This window comes from Mangrovicella endophytica (assembly GCF_002893625.1).
GTDB lineage: Bacteria > Pseudomonadota > Alphaproteobacteria > Rhizobiales > Rhizobiaceae > Mangrovicella > Mangrovicella endophytica.
In genome coordinates this window covers 176,418-193,260 of record NZ_PKMZ01000002.1, presented here as the reverse complement: position 1 = coordinate 193,260, position 16,843 = coordinate 176,418, and the positions used below count along the sequence as shown (strand labels likewise).

Annotated in this window: 20 protein-coding genes; 9 read left to right on the top strand and 11 right to left on the bottom strand. The window is 64.6% G+C overall.

Annotated elements, in window-relative coordinates; translation table 11 throughout:
- Window positions 1-16: 16 nt before the first annotated feature.
- From C0R46_RS06490 to C0R46_RS06470, 5 genes are all read right to left on the bottom strand, one after another.
- Window positions 17-526, bottom strand: a complete 510-nt coding sequence (locus C0R46_RS06490; protein ID WP_102958798.1) for a hypothetical protein — start codon at window positions 524-526, stop codon at window positions 17-19.
- Between the two features lie 3 nt (window positions 527-529).
- Entirely contained in the window at window positions 530-1,471 is a 942-nt protein-coding gene (locus C0R46_RS06485) for an ABC transporter permease subunit (protein WP_102958797.1), read from the bottom strand.
- Window positions 1,468-2,475, bottom strand: a complete 1,008-nt coding sequence (locus C0R46_RS06480; RefSeq protein ID WP_102958796.1) for an ABC transporter permease subunit — start codon at window positions 2,473-2,475, stop codon at window positions 1,468-1,470. The genes C0R46_RS06485 and C0R46_RS06480 overlap by 4 nt, the downstream gene beginning before the upstream one ends.
- Before the next feature lie 105 nt (window positions 2,476-2,580).
- A complete protein-coding gene (locus C0R46_RS06475; protein WP_102958795.1) occupies window positions 2,581-4,176 on the bottom strand; it encodes an ABC transporter substrate-binding protein in 1,596 nt (531 codons plus the stop codon).
- 116 nt (window positions 4,177-4,292) lie between these two features.
- Window positions 4,293-5,432: an Mrp/NBP35 family ATP-binding protein gene (locus C0R46_RS06470; protein WP_102958794.1), complete on the bottom strand. Its 1,140-nt coding sequence runs from the start codon at window positions 5,430-5,432 to the stop codon at window positions 4,293-4,295.
- 386 nt (window positions 5,433-5,818) lie between these two features.
- Here C0R46_RS06470 and C0R46_RS06465 point away from each other — a divergent pair, with 386 nt between their 5' ends.
- Window positions 5,819-6,571: a HugZ family pyridoxamine 5'-phosphate oxidase gene (locus tag C0R46_RS06465; protein WP_245413451.1), complete on the top strand. Its 753-nt coding sequence runs from the start codon at window positions 5,819-5,821 to the stop codon at window positions 6,569-6,571.
- Between the two features lie 114 nt (window positions 6,572-6,685).
- Here the strand turns inward: C0R46_RS06465 and C0R46_RS20750 are convergent, their stop codons facing one another.
- The 5 genes from C0R46_RS20750 to C0R46_RS06440 all read right to left on the bottom strand — a co-directional run bounded on the left by C0R46_RS20750 (window position 6,686) and on the right by C0R46_RS06440 (window position 10,513).
- Window positions 6,686-6,991 carry a hypothetical protein gene (locus tag C0R46_RS20750; RefSeq protein WP_157944568.1) on the bottom strand — a complete coding sequence of 102 codons (306 nt, stop codon included), beginning with the start codon at window positions 6,989-6,991 and terminating at the stop codon, window positions 6,686-6,688.
- A 192-nt stretch (window positions 6,992-7,183) separates the two neighbouring features.
- Complete coding sequence (locus C0R46_RS06455) at window positions 7,184-7,474, bottom strand: hypothetical protein (protein WP_102958791.1); 291 nt, start codon at window positions 7,472-7,474, stop codon at window positions 7,184-7,186.
- Between the two features lie 92 nt (window positions 7,475-7,566).
- The gene (locus C0R46_RS06450) at window positions 7,567-7,857 is read right to left on the bottom strand and encodes a hypothetical protein (protein WP_102958790.1); all 291 of its coding nucleotides are present in this window, start codon (window positions 7,855-7,857) and stop codon (window positions 7,567-7,569) included.
- A 422-nt stretch (window positions 7,858-8,279) separates the two neighbouring features.
- Entirely contained in the window at window positions 8,280-9,269 is a 990-nt protein-coding gene (locus tag C0R46_RS06445) for a sensor histidine kinase (protein ID WP_102958789.1), read from the bottom strand.
- A gap of 449 nt (window positions 9,270-9,718) precedes the next feature.
- A complete protein-coding gene (locus C0R46_RS06440) occupies window positions 9,719-10,513 on the bottom strand; it encodes a response regulator (RefSeq protein ID WP_102958788.1) in 795 nt (264 codons plus the stop codon).
- Window positions 10,514-10,801: 288 nt separating this feature from the next.
- Here C0R46_RS06440 and C0R46_RS06435 point away from each other — a divergent pair, with 288 nt between their 5' ends.
- The 6 genes from C0R46_RS06435 to C0R46_RS06410 all read left to right on the top strand — a co-directional run bounded on the left by C0R46_RS06435 (window position 10,802) and on the right by C0R46_RS06410 (window position 13,405).
- Window positions 10,802-11,017 carry a NepR family anti-sigma factor gene (locus C0R46_RS06435; RefSeq protein WP_245413450.1) on the top strand — a complete coding sequence of 72 codons (216 nt, stop codon included), beginning with the start codon at window positions 10,802-10,804 and terminating at the stop codon, window positions 11,015-11,017.
- A gap of 6 nt (window positions 11,018-11,023) precedes the next feature.
- Complete coding sequence (locus C0R46_RS06430; RefSeq protein WP_102958787.1) at window positions 11,024-11,575, top strand: sigma-70 family RNA polymerase sigma factor; 552 nt, start codon at window positions 11,024-11,026, stop codon at window positions 11,573-11,575.
- Between the two features lie 131 nt (window positions 11,576-11,706).
- Window positions 11,707-12,042 carry an ElaB/YgaM/YqjD family protein gene (locus C0R46_RS06425; RefSeq protein ID WP_102958786.1) on the top strand — a complete coding sequence of 112 codons (336 nt, stop codon included), beginning with the start codon at window positions 11,707-11,709 and terminating at the stop codon, window positions 12,040-12,042.
- A 3-nt stretch (window positions 12,043-12,045) separates the two neighbouring features.
- Entirely contained in the window at window positions 12,046-12,483 is a 438-nt protein-coding gene (locus C0R46_RS06420; RefSeq protein ID WP_102958785.1) for a hypothetical protein, read from the top strand.
- A gap of 75 nt (window positions 12,484-12,558) precedes the next feature.
- Window positions 12,559-12,873 (top strand): hypothetical protein, encoded by a 315-nt coding sequence (locus C0R46_RS20745; protein WP_157944567.1) that lies wholly within the window; start codon window positions 12,559-12,561, stop codon window positions 12,871-12,873.
- Between the two features lie 67 nt (window positions 12,874-12,940).
- Window positions 12,941-13,405 (top strand): hypothetical protein, encoded by a 465-nt coding sequence (locus C0R46_RS06410; protein ID WP_157944566.1) that lies wholly within the window; start codon window positions 12,941-12,943, stop codon window positions 13,403-13,405.
- Between the two features lie 116 nt (window positions 13,406-13,521).
- On the opposite strand, the gene C0R46_RS06405 is transcribed toward C0R46_RS06410, so the two are convergent.
- Complete coding sequence (locus tag C0R46_RS06405; RefSeq protein WP_102959229.1) at window positions 13,522-14,436, bottom strand: diacylglycerol/lipid kinase family protein; 915 nt, start codon at window positions 14,434-14,436, stop codon at window positions 13,522-13,524.
- Window positions 14,437-14,701: 265 nt separating this feature from the next.
- On the opposite strand from C0R46_RS06405, the gene C0R46_RS06400 reads away from it, so the two are divergent.
- Window positions 14,702-14,866 carry a DUF1328 domain-containing protein gene (locus C0R46_RS06400; RefSeq protein ID WP_102958783.1) on the top strand — a complete coding sequence of 55 codons (165 nt, stop codon included), beginning with the start codon at window positions 14,702-14,704 and terminating at the stop codon, window positions 14,864-14,866.
- Between the two features lie 202 nt (window positions 14,867-15,068).
- Window positions 15,069-16,757 (top strand): PRC-barrel domain-containing protein, encoded by a 1,689-nt coding sequence (locus C0R46_RS06395; RefSeq protein WP_102958782.1) that lies wholly within the window; start codon window positions 15,069-15,071, stop codon window positions 16,755-16,757.
- Window positions 16,758-16,843 lie beyond the last annotated feature (86 nt).

Below are 16,843 nucleotides of genomic sequence, written 5' to 3'. Positions count from 1 at the left end.
CCGGCTACTGAGCGATTCATCGAGGACCTCGACAGCTATTCGCGCAAGCTCCAGCAGGTAGCGGCGCATTCCGATGTAGTCCCTGTACATCGCGAGCTGCCGTTCGGCAGGCGAGCGCCGGGAAGTCAGGGGCACGAAGATCTGCGACAAAGCGCTCAATCGTATCGCGCTGGCGATAGTAGATGACGACCGGATCGATGACCTCCTCGGGGAGGAGATGAAGCTCGTTCACGATCGCTTCGAATACAGCGTGGCGGGCCGGGCTCGGCACGCGCACTGAGAAGCTATCCACCTGCCGGTACTTCGCCTCGATGGAAGCGAGGATCTCCGGCGTGTCATGGGCCTGCAGATCATGCAGCTCGCTGCGGATTTCGGCGCGCAGTGCGATCTGGAAGTCCCTGATCTTCTCCAGGCGACGGTGCCGCTCCAGTCCGAGGCTGACGCGGTAGCCCGCGTACCAGCCGCCGACGCTCACCAGCGACGAGATCAGCGCTGCGATGACCGCGGGACCGATCCAGTCGTTCATGCATCATGACCGTTTCAGCTTCGGGTCGAGCGCGTCGCGCAGACCATCGCCGATGAGGTTGATGGCGAGAACCGTGATGAGGATCGCCAGGCCCGGGAACGTCACCACCCACCAGGCCCGCAGCACGAACTCGCGCGCTTCCGCCAGCATGGTGCCCCATTCCGGCGTCGGCGGCTGCGCCCCCATGCCGAGGAAGCCGAGTGCGGCCGCTTCGAGAATGGCATTCGAGAAGGATAGCGTCGCCTGCACGATCAGCGGCCCGAGGCAGTTCGGCAGGATCGTCATTGCCATGATGCGGATCGGTCCGGCCCCGACGACGCGCGCGGCGGTGACGTAGTCGCGCTGCTTCTCCGCCATCACGGATGCGCGGGTGAGGCGCACGAAATGCGGCTGCAGCACCAGGGCAATGGCGATCATGGCATTGACGAGACCGGGCCCGAGCACCGCCACCAGCACCAGCGCCAGGAGCAGCGATGGAAAGGCGAGGATGATGTCCATCACCCGCATGATCAGCGCATCCACCCAGCCGCGCACATAGCCGGCGACGAGACCGATGACGACGCCCGTCGAGACCGACAGTGTCACCACGAACAGGCCGACGAAGAGCGAGAACCGGGCGCCGTAGACGAGCCGCGAGAAAATGTCGCGGCCTACCGCATCGGTGCCGAGCAGGAAGCTCCAGCTTCCGCCCTCCATCCAGACCGGCGGCACCAGAAGCGCGCTGCGATCCTGCAGAACCGGGTCATGCGGGGCGATCAGCGGTGCCAGGATCGCCACGGCGACGATGATGGCGAAGACGACGAGGCCGACGACGGCGCCTTTATTGACGGAATAATAGTACCAGAAGTCGGCAAGCTGCTGACGTCGCTGGCTGCGCCGTGGGGCTCGGTCCGGAATATCCGTCCCGATGCCTTCCTCCGCGTTCTGCGCTCCAATCTGGCTCATCGGGCGCGCACCCTCGGATTGATCAGGCCGTAGAGAAGATCGACGATCAGGTTCACCACCATGATGACGACGGCAACGAGGAGCAGGCCGCCCTGCACGACGGGGTAGTCCCGCTTGAAGACGCTATCGACCAGCCATTTGCCAATGCCCGGCCAGGAGAAGATCGTCTCCGTCAGAATGGCGCCGGCGAGAAGCACGCCCATCTGCAGGCCGATCGTCGTTACCACCGGGATCAGAGCATTGCGCAGGGCGTGGATGCCGATGACGCGGAAGCTGGCGAGCCCTTTGGCACGCGCCGTGCGGACATAGTCCTCACTCAGCACCTCGAGCATGGCCGAGCGCGTCTGCCGGGCGATCACCGCGAGCGGGATCGTGCCGAGCACGATCACCGGCAGGATCAGGTGGCTCAGCGCTGAGCGGAAGGCACCGGACTGCCCGGACAGCAGGCTGTCGATCAGCATGAAGCCGGTGACCGGCGGGAAGAAATACATGAGCGAGATGCGCCCCGAGACCGGCGTCCATTGCAGGATGCCGGAGAAGAGGATGATCAGGAGAAGACCCCACCAGAAGATCGGCATGGAATAGCCGACGAGCGCCGCTCCCATGATCGACTGATCGAACCAGGAGCCGCGCTTCACGGCGGCGAAGACGCCGGCGGGAATGCCCAGGCCGGCCGCAAAGATCATCGCGACGACGGACAGTTCGATCGTGGCCGGGAACAGCGCCCAGAACTCGCGCAGCACCGGCTGCTTGGTGGCGATGGAACGGCCGAAATTCCCCTGCATGACCTCCCAGAGATACTGCAGATACTGGATATAGAGCGGCCGGTCGAAGCCGAAATTGCGCATGAGCTCCGCATAGCGCTCGGGCGAAAGCCCGCGCTCGCCGGCAAGCGCGATCACGGGGTCGCCGGGCAGGAGTCGGATGAAGAAGAACGAGATCAGGGTGACGCCGATAAAGGTCGGAATCAGAAGGCCGATCCGCTTGATGAGGAATGCCAGCATCGGGCGATTTCTATCCGGAACGGTCGCATTGCAAGCGCGTCAGCGCGTCGCATCCTGGAAATAGAGGATGCCGCCACTGTCGCGGCGGCATCCGGCGGTCGTGGATTACTCGGTGATGTCGACGCCGTCGAAGCGGTGCGAACCCAGCGGATCCATCTTGTAGTTCTGGACGCTCTTGAGCATCGGCAGGCTCACCAGCGAATGTGCCACCGTGGCCCAGGGCGCCTGATCCTTGAAGATCACCTGCGCCTGCTCGTAGAGCTTGGCGCGCTCGGCCTGGTCGGAGATGGTGCTCGCCTTCTTGATCAGCGCGTCATAGTCCTTGTTGCACCAGGCAGCCTTGTTGCCGCTGCCGACGCCGTCGCAGCCGAGCAGGATCGCCAGGAAGTTGTCCGGATCGCCGTTGTCGCCGGTCCAGCCGGCGAGAACCGCGCCGTCATGCTTCGGATCGCCGGCGAGCTTCAGATACTGCGTCCAGTCATAGGTGACGATCTCGACGCCGACGCCGACCTTGGCGAAGTCCGCCTGGATCAGCTCGGCCATGCGGCGGGCGTTCGGGTTGTAGGGACGCGCCACCGGCATCGCCCAGACCTTCATCTTCAGATCCTTGACGCCGGCTTCGTCCAGCATCTTCTTGGCGGCGTCCGGATCGTAGGTGTCGTCCTTCACCGCGTCGTTGTAGGACCACATTGTCGGCGGGATCGGGTTCTTGGCGATCTGGCCGATGCCCGGATAGACCGCCTCGAGGATCGCCTGCTTGTTGATCGCCATGTTCAGGGCGCGGCGAACCTCCGGCTTATCGAAGGGCGCCTGCGTGGTGTTGTAGGCGAGATAGCCGACGTTGAGGCCGGGCTGCTCCAAGACGTTCAGCGTGTCATCGGACTTCAGCGCCGGGATGTCGGCCGGATTCGGATAGCTCGCGACCTGGCATTCGCCGGCCTTCAGCTTCTGCAGACGCACGGCAGCGTCCTGGGTGATGGCGAAGACGAGGTCGTCGATCGGCTGCTTGCCGCCCCAATACTGGTCGAAGGCCTTGTAGCGGATGACCGCGTCCTGCTGGTAGCCGACGAAGGTGAAGGGGCCGGTGCCGAGCGGCTGCTGGTTCAGCTTCTCCGGCGTGCCGTCGGCGAGCAGCTTGTCGGCATATTCCTTCGACATGATCGACGCGAAGTCCATCGCGAGATTTGCGATCATCGGCGCGTTCGGCGTCGTCAGCGTCATCTTCACCGTGTTGTCGTCGACCTTCTCGAACGACTTCACCAGCGAGGGCATCGACATGTCGTTGTAGTAGCCCCACGTCACGTCGCCGGCATAGGCGAAGAACTTGTTCTCCTTGTTGCCCTGCCGGTCGAAGCTGAAGATCACGTCATCAGCGTTGAAGTCGCGGGTCGGCGTGAAGAAGTCGGTGGTCTGGAACTTCACGCCCTTGCGCAGGTGGAAGGTATAGACGAGCCCGTCCTCGGAGACTTCCCAGCTTTCGGCCAGGCCCGGAACGACATTGGTGGTGCCGCGCTCGAACTCGACAAGGCGGTTGTAGACGGGCTTGGAGGAAGCATCGAAGGTCGTACCGGCCGTGTACAGCCCAGGATCGAAGCCTTCCGGCGATCCTTCCGAACAATAGACCAGGGTCTTGGCCGAAGCGGCAGAGCCCAGGCTGAGCGTCAGCGCCGTTGCAGCCAGAAGCGTCTTCAATGTTTTCATACGAGGATCTCCATCGGGTTCGGCAGACTGCGTCCGCCCGAGCCAATATCCCAATCGCTTTCCCAAAATTGATGCAAGCTTAATTTATGGTCAGCCATGCTGCCCGATTGCGTTATTCACTCAAAGACGATCCGCGGCGCGGCCGGTCGACCGCCGTCGATGCCCGCCAGCACACCGGCAGCAATGTCGCGGTAGGTCTTGGCATGAGGCCCGTCCGGCTCAACCACCACCACCGGCTTGCCGGCATCGGACGTCTCGCGGATCTTCATCTCCAGCGGCACCTCGCCGAGGAACGGCACACCGAGACGCTCGGCCTCCTGCCGTGCCCCGCCATGGCCGAAGATGTCGTAGCGCGCACCGGTGTCGGGCGCGATGAAGTAGCTCATGTTCTCGACGATGCCGAGCACCGGCACATCCACCTTGCGGAACATGGCGAGGCCGCGCCGCGCATCGATCAGCGACAGGTCCTGCGGCGTCGAGACGATGACGGCGCCGGCGAGCGGCACCTGCTGTGCCATGGTAAGCTGGGCGTCGCCGGTGCCGGGTGGCATATCGACGACGAGGAGGTCGAGCTCGCCCCATTCCACCTCGCGCAACATCTGCGTCAGCGCCGACATCACCATCGGGCCGCGCCAGATCATGGGCGTCTCCTCGTCGACCAGGAGGCCCATCGACATCGCCTTCAGCCCATAGGCGTCGAGCGGGATGATGGTGCGCCCGCCAGCGCTCTGCGGCTTGTCGCGCAGAGCGAGGAGCCGCGGTATGGAGGGCCCGTAGATGTCTGCGTCGAGGATGCCGACCTTCAGGCCGAGATCCTGCAGAGCGAGCGCGAGATTGACCGCCGTCGTCGACTTGCCGACGCCGCCCTTGCCGGAGGCGACAGCGATGATGGACCGGATACCGGGAATGCCCGGCTTTTGCGGCGCCGGGCGCGCCGCCGGGGCAGACGGCTGCGGTACCGGCTGGGGCGCGCGCGGCGCTGGGGCGCGCGGCGCCGAACCCGCAGCCCGTTCGGCCGTCAACGCAACCATGGCGCTGGCGATCCCCGGCAGCGATGCCACCGCCTTCTCCGCCTGCTGGCGGAACGGCTCGAAGCGCTCGGCCTCGCTGGCCGGCACCTGCAGGGAGAAGAAGGCCTTGCGGTCGGCGATGAAGATATCGGAGACCATCCCGCGACTGACGACGTCGCCACCTCCGTCCGGGGTCGGAAGACGCGCCAGCGCATCACGGACCTGTTGCTTCAGCGCGTCGCTCATGCGGCTCCCTCCACGAGGGCGAGGGTCAGGGACCTTCGCCATTCCCGCAGGGTCTAGAACCTTTCGAGTGTAGGTGGAAGCACCGCCAGGAAATCCGCACCGAGCCGGGCACCGGATCGCGCTTCGCAGGCCAACGCCGGCACAGAGCGGGCGATCATCCAAACGTCCGCTTGCAGGGCAGAGACGACTACGATCGAACGACCGTGGTCGATCGGCGTGGCCGTCATGCGGGCCTTGTCGGCTCTCCCGAGGCCGAACCGTGCAGACGGACGGATTGACTTGCTCGTCTCCTCACCTGCGGTAAAGCAGGTGACCGCGCGAACGCGCGGCGCCAAACGATGAGGACGCCCATCATGGACCGGCCGGCAGCCAAAGAACCGCGATCCTTGCTCCAGCCCGTCGATGATGCCGTCAGGAGGCAGGCAAAGGCGCTGGTGCGGACCGCCCGCCACGCGGCGCTGGCCTGCCTCGAACCCGGCAGCGGCTTTCCTGCAATCAGCCGCGTTTCCGTCGCGACCGATTTCGACGGCCGGCCCCTCCTCCTGATCTCCGGCCTTTCCGGCCACAGCAAGTCGCTGGCTGTCGATCCGCGCTGTGCTCTCCTGTTCGGGCAGCCGGGGAAAGGCGATCCCCTCGCCCATCCCCGCATCAGCGTGACCGGACGCGCCCGGCGGGTTGAACGCGACGATCCCGCTATGGAGGTCTGCCGCGAGCGCTTCCTGGCTCGGCAGCCGAAGGCCAAGCTCTATGTGGATTTCCCCGACTTCGTGTTCATCGCCGTCGATGTCGAACGGGCATCGCTGAACGGTGGCTTCGGGAAGGCTTACGATCTGGAGGCAGCCGATCTCATTGATGCAGCGACCGCTGTCGAGGGACTGGAGGCGAGCAGCCGGCGCGCTCGCGACCACATGAACGAGGATCATCTCGATGCCGTCGAGACCATGCTGAGCGCGCAGCGGCCGGATGCAGAAGGCTGGCGGATCCTGACCGTCGACCGCACCGGCTTCGAAGTGGGTCGGGGCGACGCCCTCGACCGTATGGACTTCAGCGCGCCCGTGGGCGTTGGCGGCTACACCTATCACGCCGCCTTCATCGACCTCGTTCGGGCCGTGAATACGCCGCCTGCCTCCACTGACTGATGCCGCCGGGCATGGTGATCAGGGTCGAGTGGACGCAGTCTGCGGGTGGAAAGCCTGGACGGCGTCGGCGGTAAGACCGGGGCGAACTCTGTGCCTCACCGGCTGGGACTCTAGCTAAGGCCTGTAGCCTTCCGGGCAGTCCGCGCGGAAGCGTCGATCGCTCGTGCCGCTGAAGTAGATGCACTGGCCCGGCGCATTGGCGGCCGTGCCGATGACGCGGTCGCCCGGCTGCACGACGGGATCGCCGATCTTGCCGACGGAATAAGGGGCCTGCTGTACGCCAGGCACGCCGAAGACGGCACCGAAGACCGGCGGCAGATTCTCGCGCGAGCCGCAGCCGCTGAGACACAGCCCGAGCCCGGCGATAACGGCAGCGCGGATCAGCGTCCGGTTTCGGGTGGCAAGGGATGAAGGTCGCATTGTCTGCCTCCGGCGAGCCGAACGATCGCTGGAGATCGTGGTGCCGATGATATGGCGGACGCGAAAGACGTCAAACTGCGGGCGCGAGGCAATGACCCGGCAGCCACAGAACGCCTTGCTGTCGTTCGCCTCCAAAAGCGCAAAGGCCGCCGGAGATGCTCCGACGGCCTTCGACAATCAATGAGGCGGCGATCAGTAGCCGGACGGGCATTCCGCCACGTAACGGCGGCCCGAGCGGTCGCGATACACGCAGTCGCCTGCCGTCTTGGAACGACCGATGACGTTGCCGGCAACGGCGCCCGCGCCCGCGCCGATCAGACCACCGACGACGGCACCCTTAGTGCCGCCGACGCCTGCACCGATCGCGGCGCCGCCGACACCGCCGATCAGGGCGCCCGTGCCGGTGTCGCGCTCGACCGTCGTGCAGCCCGCAAAACCCAGAGTGAGAGCGGATACCGCCGCGATCGTCGCCGTTCTGATCATCTTTTACCTCTCGATGAACTCATGTCCCTGCCCACAGAATGCGCAGCCGGGGCATTGGTTCCACATGAAATCGTTTAGACCTGCAGGCCATATCAGCGCGAAGCCACCATCTGCGGCTCGGCCTCGAAGTTGATGGTCAGCTGGCCGTTGCGGGTGACAGCCCAGTCGATAGTGGCCGACTGCTCGAAAGTTTCTTCGTCAACCGCTTTACAGGCACCGAAGACGCGTTTATCAGAAGAACCGCTCAGTCGGATCTGCAGCGGCAGGTCGCTCTGGCACTCGTCCAGGGTCTCATAGGCGGGAACCGGCACCGGGATTTCCTGGCAGCTGGCAACGTCCCCCGAGCAGCCGACCAGCAGCATGAACGCAGCGATGTGTTCCATGGTGGTAACCTCTCCTTTGCGCCATTAACGGCCGATTAGGAGCTTGGTTCCGATTGTCCAGCTCACCCTCCCGTGATTCGCGCTTTATTAGGCGTCGCAGCCACCGTGTTGGTTGCTGCCACTCGATGCAGCTCCCCGCGCCCCCGTCGGCGCCGAGCGACGTCTCTCATCCTGCTCGGTTTCGCGGCTGCGATGACGGTCAGTCCAACCAGACCGGACGCCGCCCAGCCGTTGCCGATGCTGCTGCCTCGCCATTGGCAGGGCGCAACAACCATCTGGATCAGCAAAATCAGCGAGCCTATCGAAGTGACCGCTTCCGAAATCTGATTTTTTTCTGCTCGTGCCCGGGATCCAGGTGGCCGCGACAGCCTGCCGAGGCCGCGCAATCGCGTCAGTGCGACGCGGCTCGGGCGATGATCAGCCTAGCCAGCCGATGACGTCGCGATCTCCGGCGCGATGACTTCATACTGCGTCTCCGGAATCGTCAGCGTGTAGGAGATCCCCTCCGGCCGGTATTCCAGACGCGCTTCGCCGCCGACAGCGTTCGGGACGATGCGCTCGAGCGTCGACGTGCCGAAGCGCGCATCATGTTCGGGCCGCACTCGCGGGCCTGCTGATTCCTGCCAGGACAAAACGAGCAGCGTCTCACCGTCCACCTCGCGGAAATCCGCAACGATCGCGACGCGCCCCCCAGGCACGGACAGCGAGCCGTACGAGGCGGCGTTGACGGCTAGTTCATGCAGCGCGAGACCGACATGCAGCGACGCTGTCGGCGAGAGATAGACATCCGCGCCGCGGAACTCGATCTGCTCCATGCCGTCGGGCGCATAGCGCTCGACCTGCATCGTCACGAGGCTGACGAGATCGGCGCCGCGCCAGTCGGCATCGGTGACGATATCCTGCGAGGATGAAAGCGACTGGATGCGGCCCCGGAACCGCACCAGGAACTCCGGCACGGAGACGGAATGGCGTGCGGTCTGACTTGCAAGGCTCTGGATGATCGCGAGGAGGTTCTTGGAGCGATGCGACAATTCGCGAAGCAGCGTCTTCAGCGTCTCTTCGCGCCGCTTCTGGTCTGTGATCTCTGACGATGCCCCGACGACACCGATGACGGAGCCGTCATCATCGATGTCCGGCTGCACCCGGATGTCGAACCAGCGCATCACGCCTTGGGTGGCAATCGCAATCTCGAAACGCGCCGGCCGGCGACTGCGAAGGACCTCCTTCTTGATCGCCACGGCCCGCTCGGCCGCCGCCCCGGCGAGAAGCTGCAGGTCGTCGCGCCCTTCTGCATCCGCGCCGAGCCACGAGCCCTCGCCGTTGAAGACCCAGAGATAGGTGAGATTCATGTCCTGCGCGAAGAGGCTCATCTCGGTGTTAGCCAGAGCTTTCAGAGCCTTACGCGAAACCATCACCCGCCACTCAACCTTGCTCTTTCCGCGTTCGCGCAACGCCAGTCGCCCGCAGGTCGATGGCTGTGAGCGGTATTGTCAGAACGTCGAAGCCGCCCCTCATTGCACGGCAGACGACGCTCAGGCTCATTCCCAACGAGAAAAATCAAGGCAACCGGAGCGAGCATATAGACCACCCCGAGCATCTTCTGCTCTCGTTTGGTGCTGAACGACGCTCATCCTGCGAGGTTCCGAGAGCCGGCTATCAGAACCTTTGGAAAACCCGAAAATCGGTTCGAAAGGCCGTGAGAGCCCCACAACAGAAGTCGCATGCAGGTCTGCGATGTGCCTTCAGGGGCTCGCGCAGCCGCACCCGCTGGCGATGGCTGCGCTCCCTCAGGTTTGACATAATGCACTCTCTGGCCGAGCGCCGGCGATCGACGCCGACGACCTGGCGCAGGAGCGGCCGATCAGGCGGCGACGCGCTTGTCAGCCTCGAAGAACAGCGCCTGGCTGATCAGCGCTTTCACCATGTCCGGATTGAACGGCTTGGTGACGAGGAAAGTCGGTTCCGGCCGTTCCCCCGTCAGAAGACGCTCCGGGAAGGCGGTGATGAAGATCACCGGGACGGACACCTTGGCGAGGATGTCGTTGACCGCATCAATGCCCGAGCTGCCGTCCGCCAGCTGGATATCGGCGAGCACCATGCCCGGTTTCTGCTGCTCGAACAGCGTCAGCGCTTCCTTATGGGTGCGGGCAATGCCGGTGACGCGGTGACCGAGGCTCTCGACCATCTGCTCGATGTCCATCGCGATCAGAGGTTCGTCCTCGATGATCATGATCTCCGTCGACACCTGGCGACCGATATCGGAACTCGCCTGGTCGATCAGGCTGGAGAACTCGCTATTCTCCGTCCCGAGGATCCGAGCCGCTTCCTCGGTGGTGAAACCCTCCACCGCCACAAGCAGGAAGGCCTGACGCGGCCGCGGCGAAATGGCGCGCAGATTGTGCGCAGCCTTTTCCTCCCAGGCGGAGACAGGCGCGTCCTCGCGGATATTGACCTCGAGCGACTGCCATAGGGAGGAGAACAGTCGATACAGCGCGATCCGCGGAGCCTCGTCGGCATTGAAGAGGCTGGGATCGGCGATCAGCGCTTCCAGCACCGCCGCCACATAGGCGTCGCCGCTCGCCTGAGACCCGCTGAGTGCACGGGCATAACGCCGAAGATACGGAATATGCGGCATTATGCGCGATGACATCGACATGAAAACTCCCCTCGTGCCGACAGACAAACAAACCATCACAATGCGCCAGCGCGGAAAAAGTTCCGCCGGGATGGAACCAACGCTTTGCGGGCGCATTGCGAATTTTCTGTGAACTAAGATGGAGCGCTCTGCCCGTCGTGCAAGACGATGCGGCATCGCGTCCCTTGCGAAACGGTTGTCCCGCTACAGATAACAGAAGATGCCTCGAGTGACTGAGAGCAAACGAGTAAAGCGAGTGAGATGGCGTTGCCTTCCCAACCATCAGACGCCGAGCGATCGAGTACGGTGATGGACGATCGTGAACATGAGGATGCCACCTTGCAGATGTCGCATTCGGAAGCTTCCACCAAGAGCGGGACCGAGCTCGGACCGAATTCGGCGATCGGAAAGCGCCTGAAGGCGTATTACGACGACGTTGCGAGCGAGCCTGTTCCCGACCGCTTCCTGTCGCTCCTCGATGCTCTTGATGCAGCCGAACGGGCCTCGAAGGCAGATCGCGAGTAGCCGGCGATGAGTGAAGCGCTTGAGTTCCGTCGGGAACTGATTTCCATCATCCCCAATCTGCGCGCGTTTGCAGCGTCATTGTCGGGGTCCTTCGACCGCGCTGACGATCTGGTGCAGGAGACGCTGGTCAAGGCCTGGGACAAGCAGCACACGTTTCAGCCCGGCACCAACCTCAAGGCATGGCTGTTCACCATCCTGCGCAACGAGTTCTACACGCAGATGCGCAAGAAGGGCCGCGAGGTCCAGGATGTCGACGGTATCCATGCGATGCAGCTCGCCGGCCATCCCGAGCAGCATGGTCATCTCGACCTGCAGGATTTCCGCAAGGCTCTGGACCAGCTGCCGGACGATCAGCGCGAGGCTCTGATCCTGATCGGCGCGTCGGGGTTCTCCTACGAGGAAGCGGCCGAGATTTGTAATTGCGCCGTCGGCACCATCAAGAGCCGTGTTTCCCGGGCGCGGACACGGATCGCCGATCTGCTGGCGCTGGAAGGCGATGGCGAATACGGGCCGGATGCGATCTCCTCCCAGATCATCGGCGTCGCTCCCGCAGCGTGAGCCATATGCAAAATGGTTGCAGGCGGGAACTTCTTTGCCGCCTCGCCCATTGTGAGAGAAGGCCTGGCAGGCCTCTCGATCATCAGTGGTGCGGCCGACACGGCTCGCATCCCAGCGTATAGGGTCTCAGAATGCCGTCCGACACCAGCAGCTTCGAAAACAACGGCAACAACGCCAGCACGAACGGCGATCTCGAGACGCAGGTCGCACGCCTGCGCGAGGATGTGGCCGGCGTCGCTGATGCGCTGAAGTCTCTGGCCACCGAGCGAGCGGAAGGCGCAAAGCGCCAGGCCTTCGCGCTGCGGGACGATGTGCGCGAGCGCGGCGAGCAGTATCTGCGTCAGGCGCAGGATGCAGCGTCCGATCTCGAGGCGCAGATCAGCGAGCGCGTTCGTGCCGAGCCGATCAAGAGCGTGCTCATCGCTGCCGCTGTTGGATATTTCTACGCCCGCATCTTCAAGAACTAATCCATGCTGACCCAGCTGGTCACCAAGCTCATCGCGGGCGAGGCGGGCGTCTTTTTCGCGCGTATGCGCCGCGTCATGGCGCTCTATGCGGTGATGGCGGCCTTCGCACTCGCCATGATCGGCTTCCTGCTCGCGGCCCTCTACATCTTTCTGGAGCAGCGCTACGGCAGTCTACCGACCGCGCTCGGCTTTGCCGGGGGATCCTTTCTCCTGGTGATCCTGTTCTGGATCATGGCGGTGATCGCGAGGCGGCCGCCGCACAAGCGGGCCGACGATCGGCTGCAGCGCGACATCGCCTCCATCGCCAGTGTTGCGGCGCTGTCGCATGCACCCGAGCTGTTTCGCACAGCACGCCGTCACAAGAGCCTGATGCTTGTGCCGGTCGCCGCCGCCGGCGCCTTCGGCGTGTGGCGTCTCGTGACCGGTCGGCGTTACCGCTGACCGCCGTTCGTCCGGCTTTCAGACGAAGACCAACAACGATGCGGCCGCCGACTGGCCGGTAACGGAGGAACGACAATGCCACGGTTGGAACCCGATAAGGCCCGTCAGGGCAACAAGGGGACGCCCGTGCTGATGATCCTGATCATTGGCCTCGCGCTTGCGGTGGTCGCGTTTATCGCGGTCCAGTTCTATGGGCAGACCCTTCCCGAGGAGAGCCTCGGCACGCCCGCGGCGACCGAGGCCGGCGAGGGTTCGACGGGTGGCACCGAAGCCGGTGTCGACACCACCGGCACGCCGCCGGCCGATACGGGAACGGGCACCGGCACCGCGGGCACTGGTTCGGTCGTCGCGCCGAACCAGGGGACTGGCAGCGCACCGGCCGGTCAGTAATCGGCCGCTACGACTGAGTGAATCTGCGCCTGTTTGGTGCGCAGCTTCACTCCACATGGAGGTGGCGATGACAACCGAGCGCGATCAGATGAATGGTGGCCTGGCAGGCCCTGTTGCCGCCGTGGAGCAGCCTTCGCCCAGCCCGACGTTGCGCTTCGGCGGCGGGGTGACACCCGACGCCAGCGTCGCCTATCCAGCCGGAGGTCCCGCTGCCGAAAGCCCGATCGCCTATGGCGACAGCGCGAACGACCTCAGCGAAGCCGCCATCGACGCGATCCTGAACGACCCGGATATGCCGTTCGAGCAGCGCCAGGCGCAGTTGCAGGAGCTCGGCCGCCGGCTTGCCGAGCAGCAGCATCTGGAGCGCGGCAGCGAATACGAGCCGCTCGGCACCAAGCTGCAGGACGCCCTCGCCATGCTCGCAGAAGGCGGGCATCTCTACGGCGCTGACCTTTCCGAAGACGATGCGGATGCGAGCGCCACCGATCGGGACACGACTGACGCCGCCGGCGAATATCGCCGCGAGCGCTGACCCCACTCCCCTCGACGATATCGACGCGGCCGTCGAGATGCCGCCCGTCGCGGCTCTGTTCACGCCTCCCAGGCTCGCCGCCGCCGAACTGGCGGACGGTCAGTCGAGGTAGGTGGTCAGTCGAGGTAGGTCGCTTCCGCCGGAACGAGAACCTTCAGCGCCTTCGGGTGAAGCTCGATCTCCGACACCGGCTCCAGCCGTACCAGCTCTCCATCCATGACCGCCCTGTTGTCATGGCTCTTGCCGAAATAGCGGATCGTCACCTTGCTCGCCTGGTAGACGCCGAGCGAGCGATTGCGCCGCCAGTTGCCGATCATGATGTCGAAAGTCAGCCGGGCGATGGCGCGCACGTCCCGCGTCTCGCAGATATAGACGCCGAGGATCCCGCCTCGCGGATCGTCCGCATACGGGATGTGCCCTTCACCGTACATATTGTTGGAGACCGCGAGGGCGGGCGTCCTGACGCGTCGCGTCTCGCCGTCGAGCTCCAGTTCCAGCTCGATTGCCGGCAGCCGCCGCAGAGCGATCATGATGGAGCGCAGCGTAGCGGCTATCTTGCCGATGCGGGAGCCATACTTGAACCGCCCACGCATGCGGACCATCCGGGCGTGGAGACCCAGCGCAAACTGGTGGGCGAAGGGTTCGCCGTTCACGCTCGCCACGTCGACCTCGGTGATCTGGCCCGTCGCCAGCGCTGCTACAGCGCCCTGCAGGTCGAGCGGAATCTGCAGCGTTCGGGCAAAAAGGTTCATTGTCCCGACCGGCAGGATGCCGAGTGCGATCGTGCCCTTGGTCAATGCGGTAACCGCCGCAGAAACGGTTCCGTCGCCGCCCCCGACGATCAGCACGTCGATGTCGTTGCGCTTGGCCGCCGCCTCGATGGCGGCGACGACGCCTTTTCCGGCTAAGGCCTCGACGACGCACTGGTGGCCGTGCACCGCAAATTCGCCGACGATGAGATCGGAAAGCCAGTCGAGATTGGTGGTCCTCAGCGTCCCGCCGTGACGATTGAGGATGACGTGGACGCGCATCGGATCCTGCCTGCGTTCGAGGAGCCGGCTGCATCCGGCGAAGACGTCGTGACGAAAGGCTGCGACCAGCCGCGGCCGAGCCGACTCGACCAACTTAAGCCAAGCCGTACCTGTGGCGCGCCTGATCTATGGCGTCGACCCTCGATCGCCAAGAGAAGGAGAAGTCGGCAACTGAAACCATTGCGCCGGGAACTACCGCCGCTGCGTGGGCGTTCGTAAGAAGCAGTCCGGCACGGCCTGCGCAATTCAGGGAGATACCCGCCTCATGCTCAAGTGGATCCTGATCCTTTTGATTGTTTCCGCAGTGGCAAGCCTGCTCGGCTTCCGCGGCGTCGCGGGTGCATCTGCCGGGCTTGCGCAGATCCTCATCTTCATCGTGCTGGTCGGACTGCTGGCACTGCTGCTTCTCGGCATCCTCGTCGTCGCATGACGGCGGATCGCATGATGCATCGTGACCAACGGTCTTCGACGAAGGAGTCGACGCCCCTCCGGGACGCGATTTCTGCAGCGGAAGCCGGAACCGAATAGCCGGCATACGACTTAACCTGGAATAGCCGTCGCAGGGGCCTGCCTCTCACAACCGACCCCCGCGACGTGTCTTTCGGAACACAAAAGACAAGGACGATCCTACCATGATCCGCAAACTTCTGGCTACCACGGCCTTGGCGAGCGTCATCGCGACGGGTGCCCTGGCACAGGACAACTCCACGCAGACGCCGGCGGCCCAGCCGGAGTCTTCCACGCAGACTGGTACGATGGGCGCGGGCGCCGCGGCCCCGGCCGACACCGCCGCTACGACGGCCGATACGGCCGCGACCACGGCCGATGCTGGCGCTGTCCAGGCCGGCTACATCCAGACCCTCAGCGGCGAGCAGCGTCTCGCTTCCGACCTGACCGGCAAGAACGTCTATGCCAGCCAGGCCGAGGACGCGGAGTCGGTCGGTGAGATCGACAACTTCCTTATCGGCGCTGACGGCAAGGTCGCTTCGGTGATCATCGACGCCAATATCGGCGACCAGTCGCGTGTCATCGCCCTGCCCTATGACAAGATCAGCTGGATGGCTGATGAGGATGGCGACGACGTACGCGCCGTTCTGACGGCGAGCCAGGACGAACTGGCTAGCGCGCCGACCTTTACCGAGCCGCAGCAGCAGGCTGCCGCTGACGGCGCTGCCGGCACCACGCCGGCGACCAATCCGGCCGGCACTGCCGCTGCGCCGGTCGACAAGAATGCCGCCACCACGACGACCACGACGGCCGAGGCAACCTCCCCGGCCACTCCGGCAGCGCCTGCCGCCGGCACCGAAACGGCTGCGGCTGACGCCGGTCAGGCCATGAGCGTCGGCGCTGATCAGTACCTGTCCGAGACGATCATCGGCGAGAACATCTACACCGGCCCGGCTGACGACGCCGACTCGATCGGCCAGGTCAACGACCTGATTTTGGCCTCTTCGGGCCAGGTCGACGCGATCGTGATTGGTGTAGGCGGCTTCCTCGGCATCGGCGAGAAGGACGTCGCGGTCCCCTTCGCCAACGTCCAGATGGGCAAGGACGCTGACGGCGACGCTCACGCAGTGCTTGCGGCGACCAAGGAGCAGCTCGAGCAGGCTCCGGCCTTCGACGACGATCGCGACGAAGCTGTCGCCGCGAACGACGGGACCACGACCGACACGACGGCCGCTGACAGCGCGACGACCACGACGGCCGACAACGCTGCCTCTTCGCCGACGCTCGGCGCGTCCAGCGACACCGCTGCGACGACGGCCGACAACACAGCGGCTCCGGCAGCCGGCACGATGGCTGACTCCGGCACTGCAGCCACGGCTCCGGCCGCGGGTTCCACGGACATGGCAGCTAACCAGAACGGCATGGCGACGACGGGCGTTGCTGGCACTGCCAGCGAGACCACGGCGTCCACCGGTGGCAATGACCGCGCCAACATGACGCCGGTTGAGGATACCGCTCAGCTCTCCGCCGACAACCTGATGGGCACGACCGTCTATGGTCCGAACGATGAGAGCATCGGCGAGATCGGCGACATCGCGCTCAACAAGGACAGCAAGGTCGATGCCGTGATCATCGATGTCGGCGGCTTCCTCGGAATCGGCGCCAAGCCGGTTGCCGTTGCCATGGACAACCTGCAGTTCATGCGTGACAGCGGCGGCTCGCTGTACCTCTACACCAAGTTCACGCGTGATCAGCTGAACAGCGCGCCGGAGTACAACAAGGATAACTTCGCGCAGAACCGCGATACCATGATGCTCCGCTCCGACGCTGGCGAGACCCCGCCGGCCGCGACGGGCGCCACGCCGGCCCAGTAAGCCACGTCTGATACATTTTGAAAAAGGCCCGCCGTATCGCGGGCCTTTTTTTCGTCTATCGATAAGCCCGTGCATCGCTGCCTGAT

What these genes read in the sequence shown, in the direction of transcription:
- C0R46_RS06490 (WP_102958798.1), bottom strand. Translation starts at nt 526, where the DNA reads ATGAACGACTGGATCGGTCCCGCGGTCATCGCAGCGCTGATCTCGTCG.
- C0R46_RS06485 (WP_102958797.1), bottom strand. Translation starts at nt 1,471, where the DNA reads ATGAGCCAGATTGGAGCGCAGAACGCGGAGGAAGGCATCGGGACGGAT.
- C0R46_RS06480 (WP_102958796.1), bottom strand. Translation starts at nt 2,475, where the DNA reads ATGCTGGCATTCCTCATCAAGCGGATCGGCCTTCTGATTCCGACCTTT.
- C0R46_RS06475 (WP_102958795.1), bottom strand. Translation starts at nt 4,176, where the DNA reads ATGAAAACATTGAAGACGCTTCTGGCTGCAACGGCGCTGACGCTCAGC.
- C0R46_RS06470 (WP_102958794.1), bottom strand. Translation starts at nt 5,432, where the DNA reads ATGAGCGACGCGCTGAAGCAACAGGTCCGTGATGCGCTGGCGCGTCTT.
- C0R46_RS20750 (WP_157944568.1), bottom strand. Translation starts at nt 6,991, where the DNA reads ATGCGACCTTCATCCCTTGCCACCCGAAACCGGACGCTGATCCGCGCT.
- C0R46_RS06455 (WP_102958791.1), bottom strand. Translation starts at nt 7,474, where the DNA reads ATGATCAGAACGGCGACGATCGCGGCGGTATCCGCTCTCACTCTGGGT.
- C0R46_RS06450 (WP_102958790.1), bottom strand. Translation starts at nt 7,857, where the DNA reads ATGGAACACATCGCTGCGTTCATGCTGCTGGTCGGCTGCTCGGGGGAC.
- C0R46_RS06445 (WP_102958789.1), bottom strand. Translation starts at nt 9,269, where the DNA reads ATGGTTTCGCGTAAGGCTCTGAAAGCTCTGGCTAACACCGAGATGAGC.
- C0R46_RS06440 (WP_102958788.1), bottom strand. Translation starts at nt 10,513, where the DNA reads ATGTCGATGTCATCGCGCATAATGCCGCATATTCCGTATCTTCGGCGT.
- C0R46_RS06435 (WP_245413450.1), top strand. Translation starts at nt 10,802, where the DNA reads ATGGACGATCGTGAACATGAGGATGCCACCTTGCAGATGTCGCATTCG.
- C0R46_RS06430 (WP_102958787.1), top strand. Translation starts at nt 11,024, where the DNA reads ATGAGTGAAGCGCTTGAGTTCCGTCGGGAACTGATTTCCATCATCCCC.
- C0R46_RS06425 (WP_102958786.1), top strand. Translation starts at nt 11,707, where the DNA reads ATGCCGTCCGACACCAGCAGCTTCGAAAACAACGGCAACAACGCCAGC.
- C0R46_RS06420 (WP_102958785.1), top strand. Translation starts at nt 12,046, where the DNA reads ATGCTGACCCAGCTGGTCACCAAGCTCATCGCGGGCGAGGCGGGCGTC.
- C0R46_RS20745 (WP_157944567.1), top strand. Translation starts at nt 12,559, where the DNA reads ATGCCACGGTTGGAACCCGATAAGGCCCGTCAGGGCAACAAGGGGACG.
- C0R46_RS06410 (WP_157944566.1), top strand. Translation starts at nt 12,941, where the DNA reads ATGACAACCGAGCGCGATCAGATGAATGGTGGCCTGGCAGGCCCTGTT.
- C0R46_RS06405 (WP_102959229.1), bottom strand. Translation starts at nt 14,436, where the DNA reads ATGCGCGTCCACGTCATCCTCAATCGTCACGGCGGGACGCTGAGGACC.
- C0R46_RS06400 (WP_102958783.1), top strand. Translation starts at nt 14,702, where the DNA reads ATGCTCAAGTGGATCCTGATCCTTTTGATTGTTTCCGCAGTGGCAAGC.
- C0R46_RS06395 (WP_102958782.1), top strand. Translation starts at nt 15,069, where the DNA reads ATGATCCGCAAACTTCTGGCTACCACGGCCTTGGCGAGCGTCATCGCG.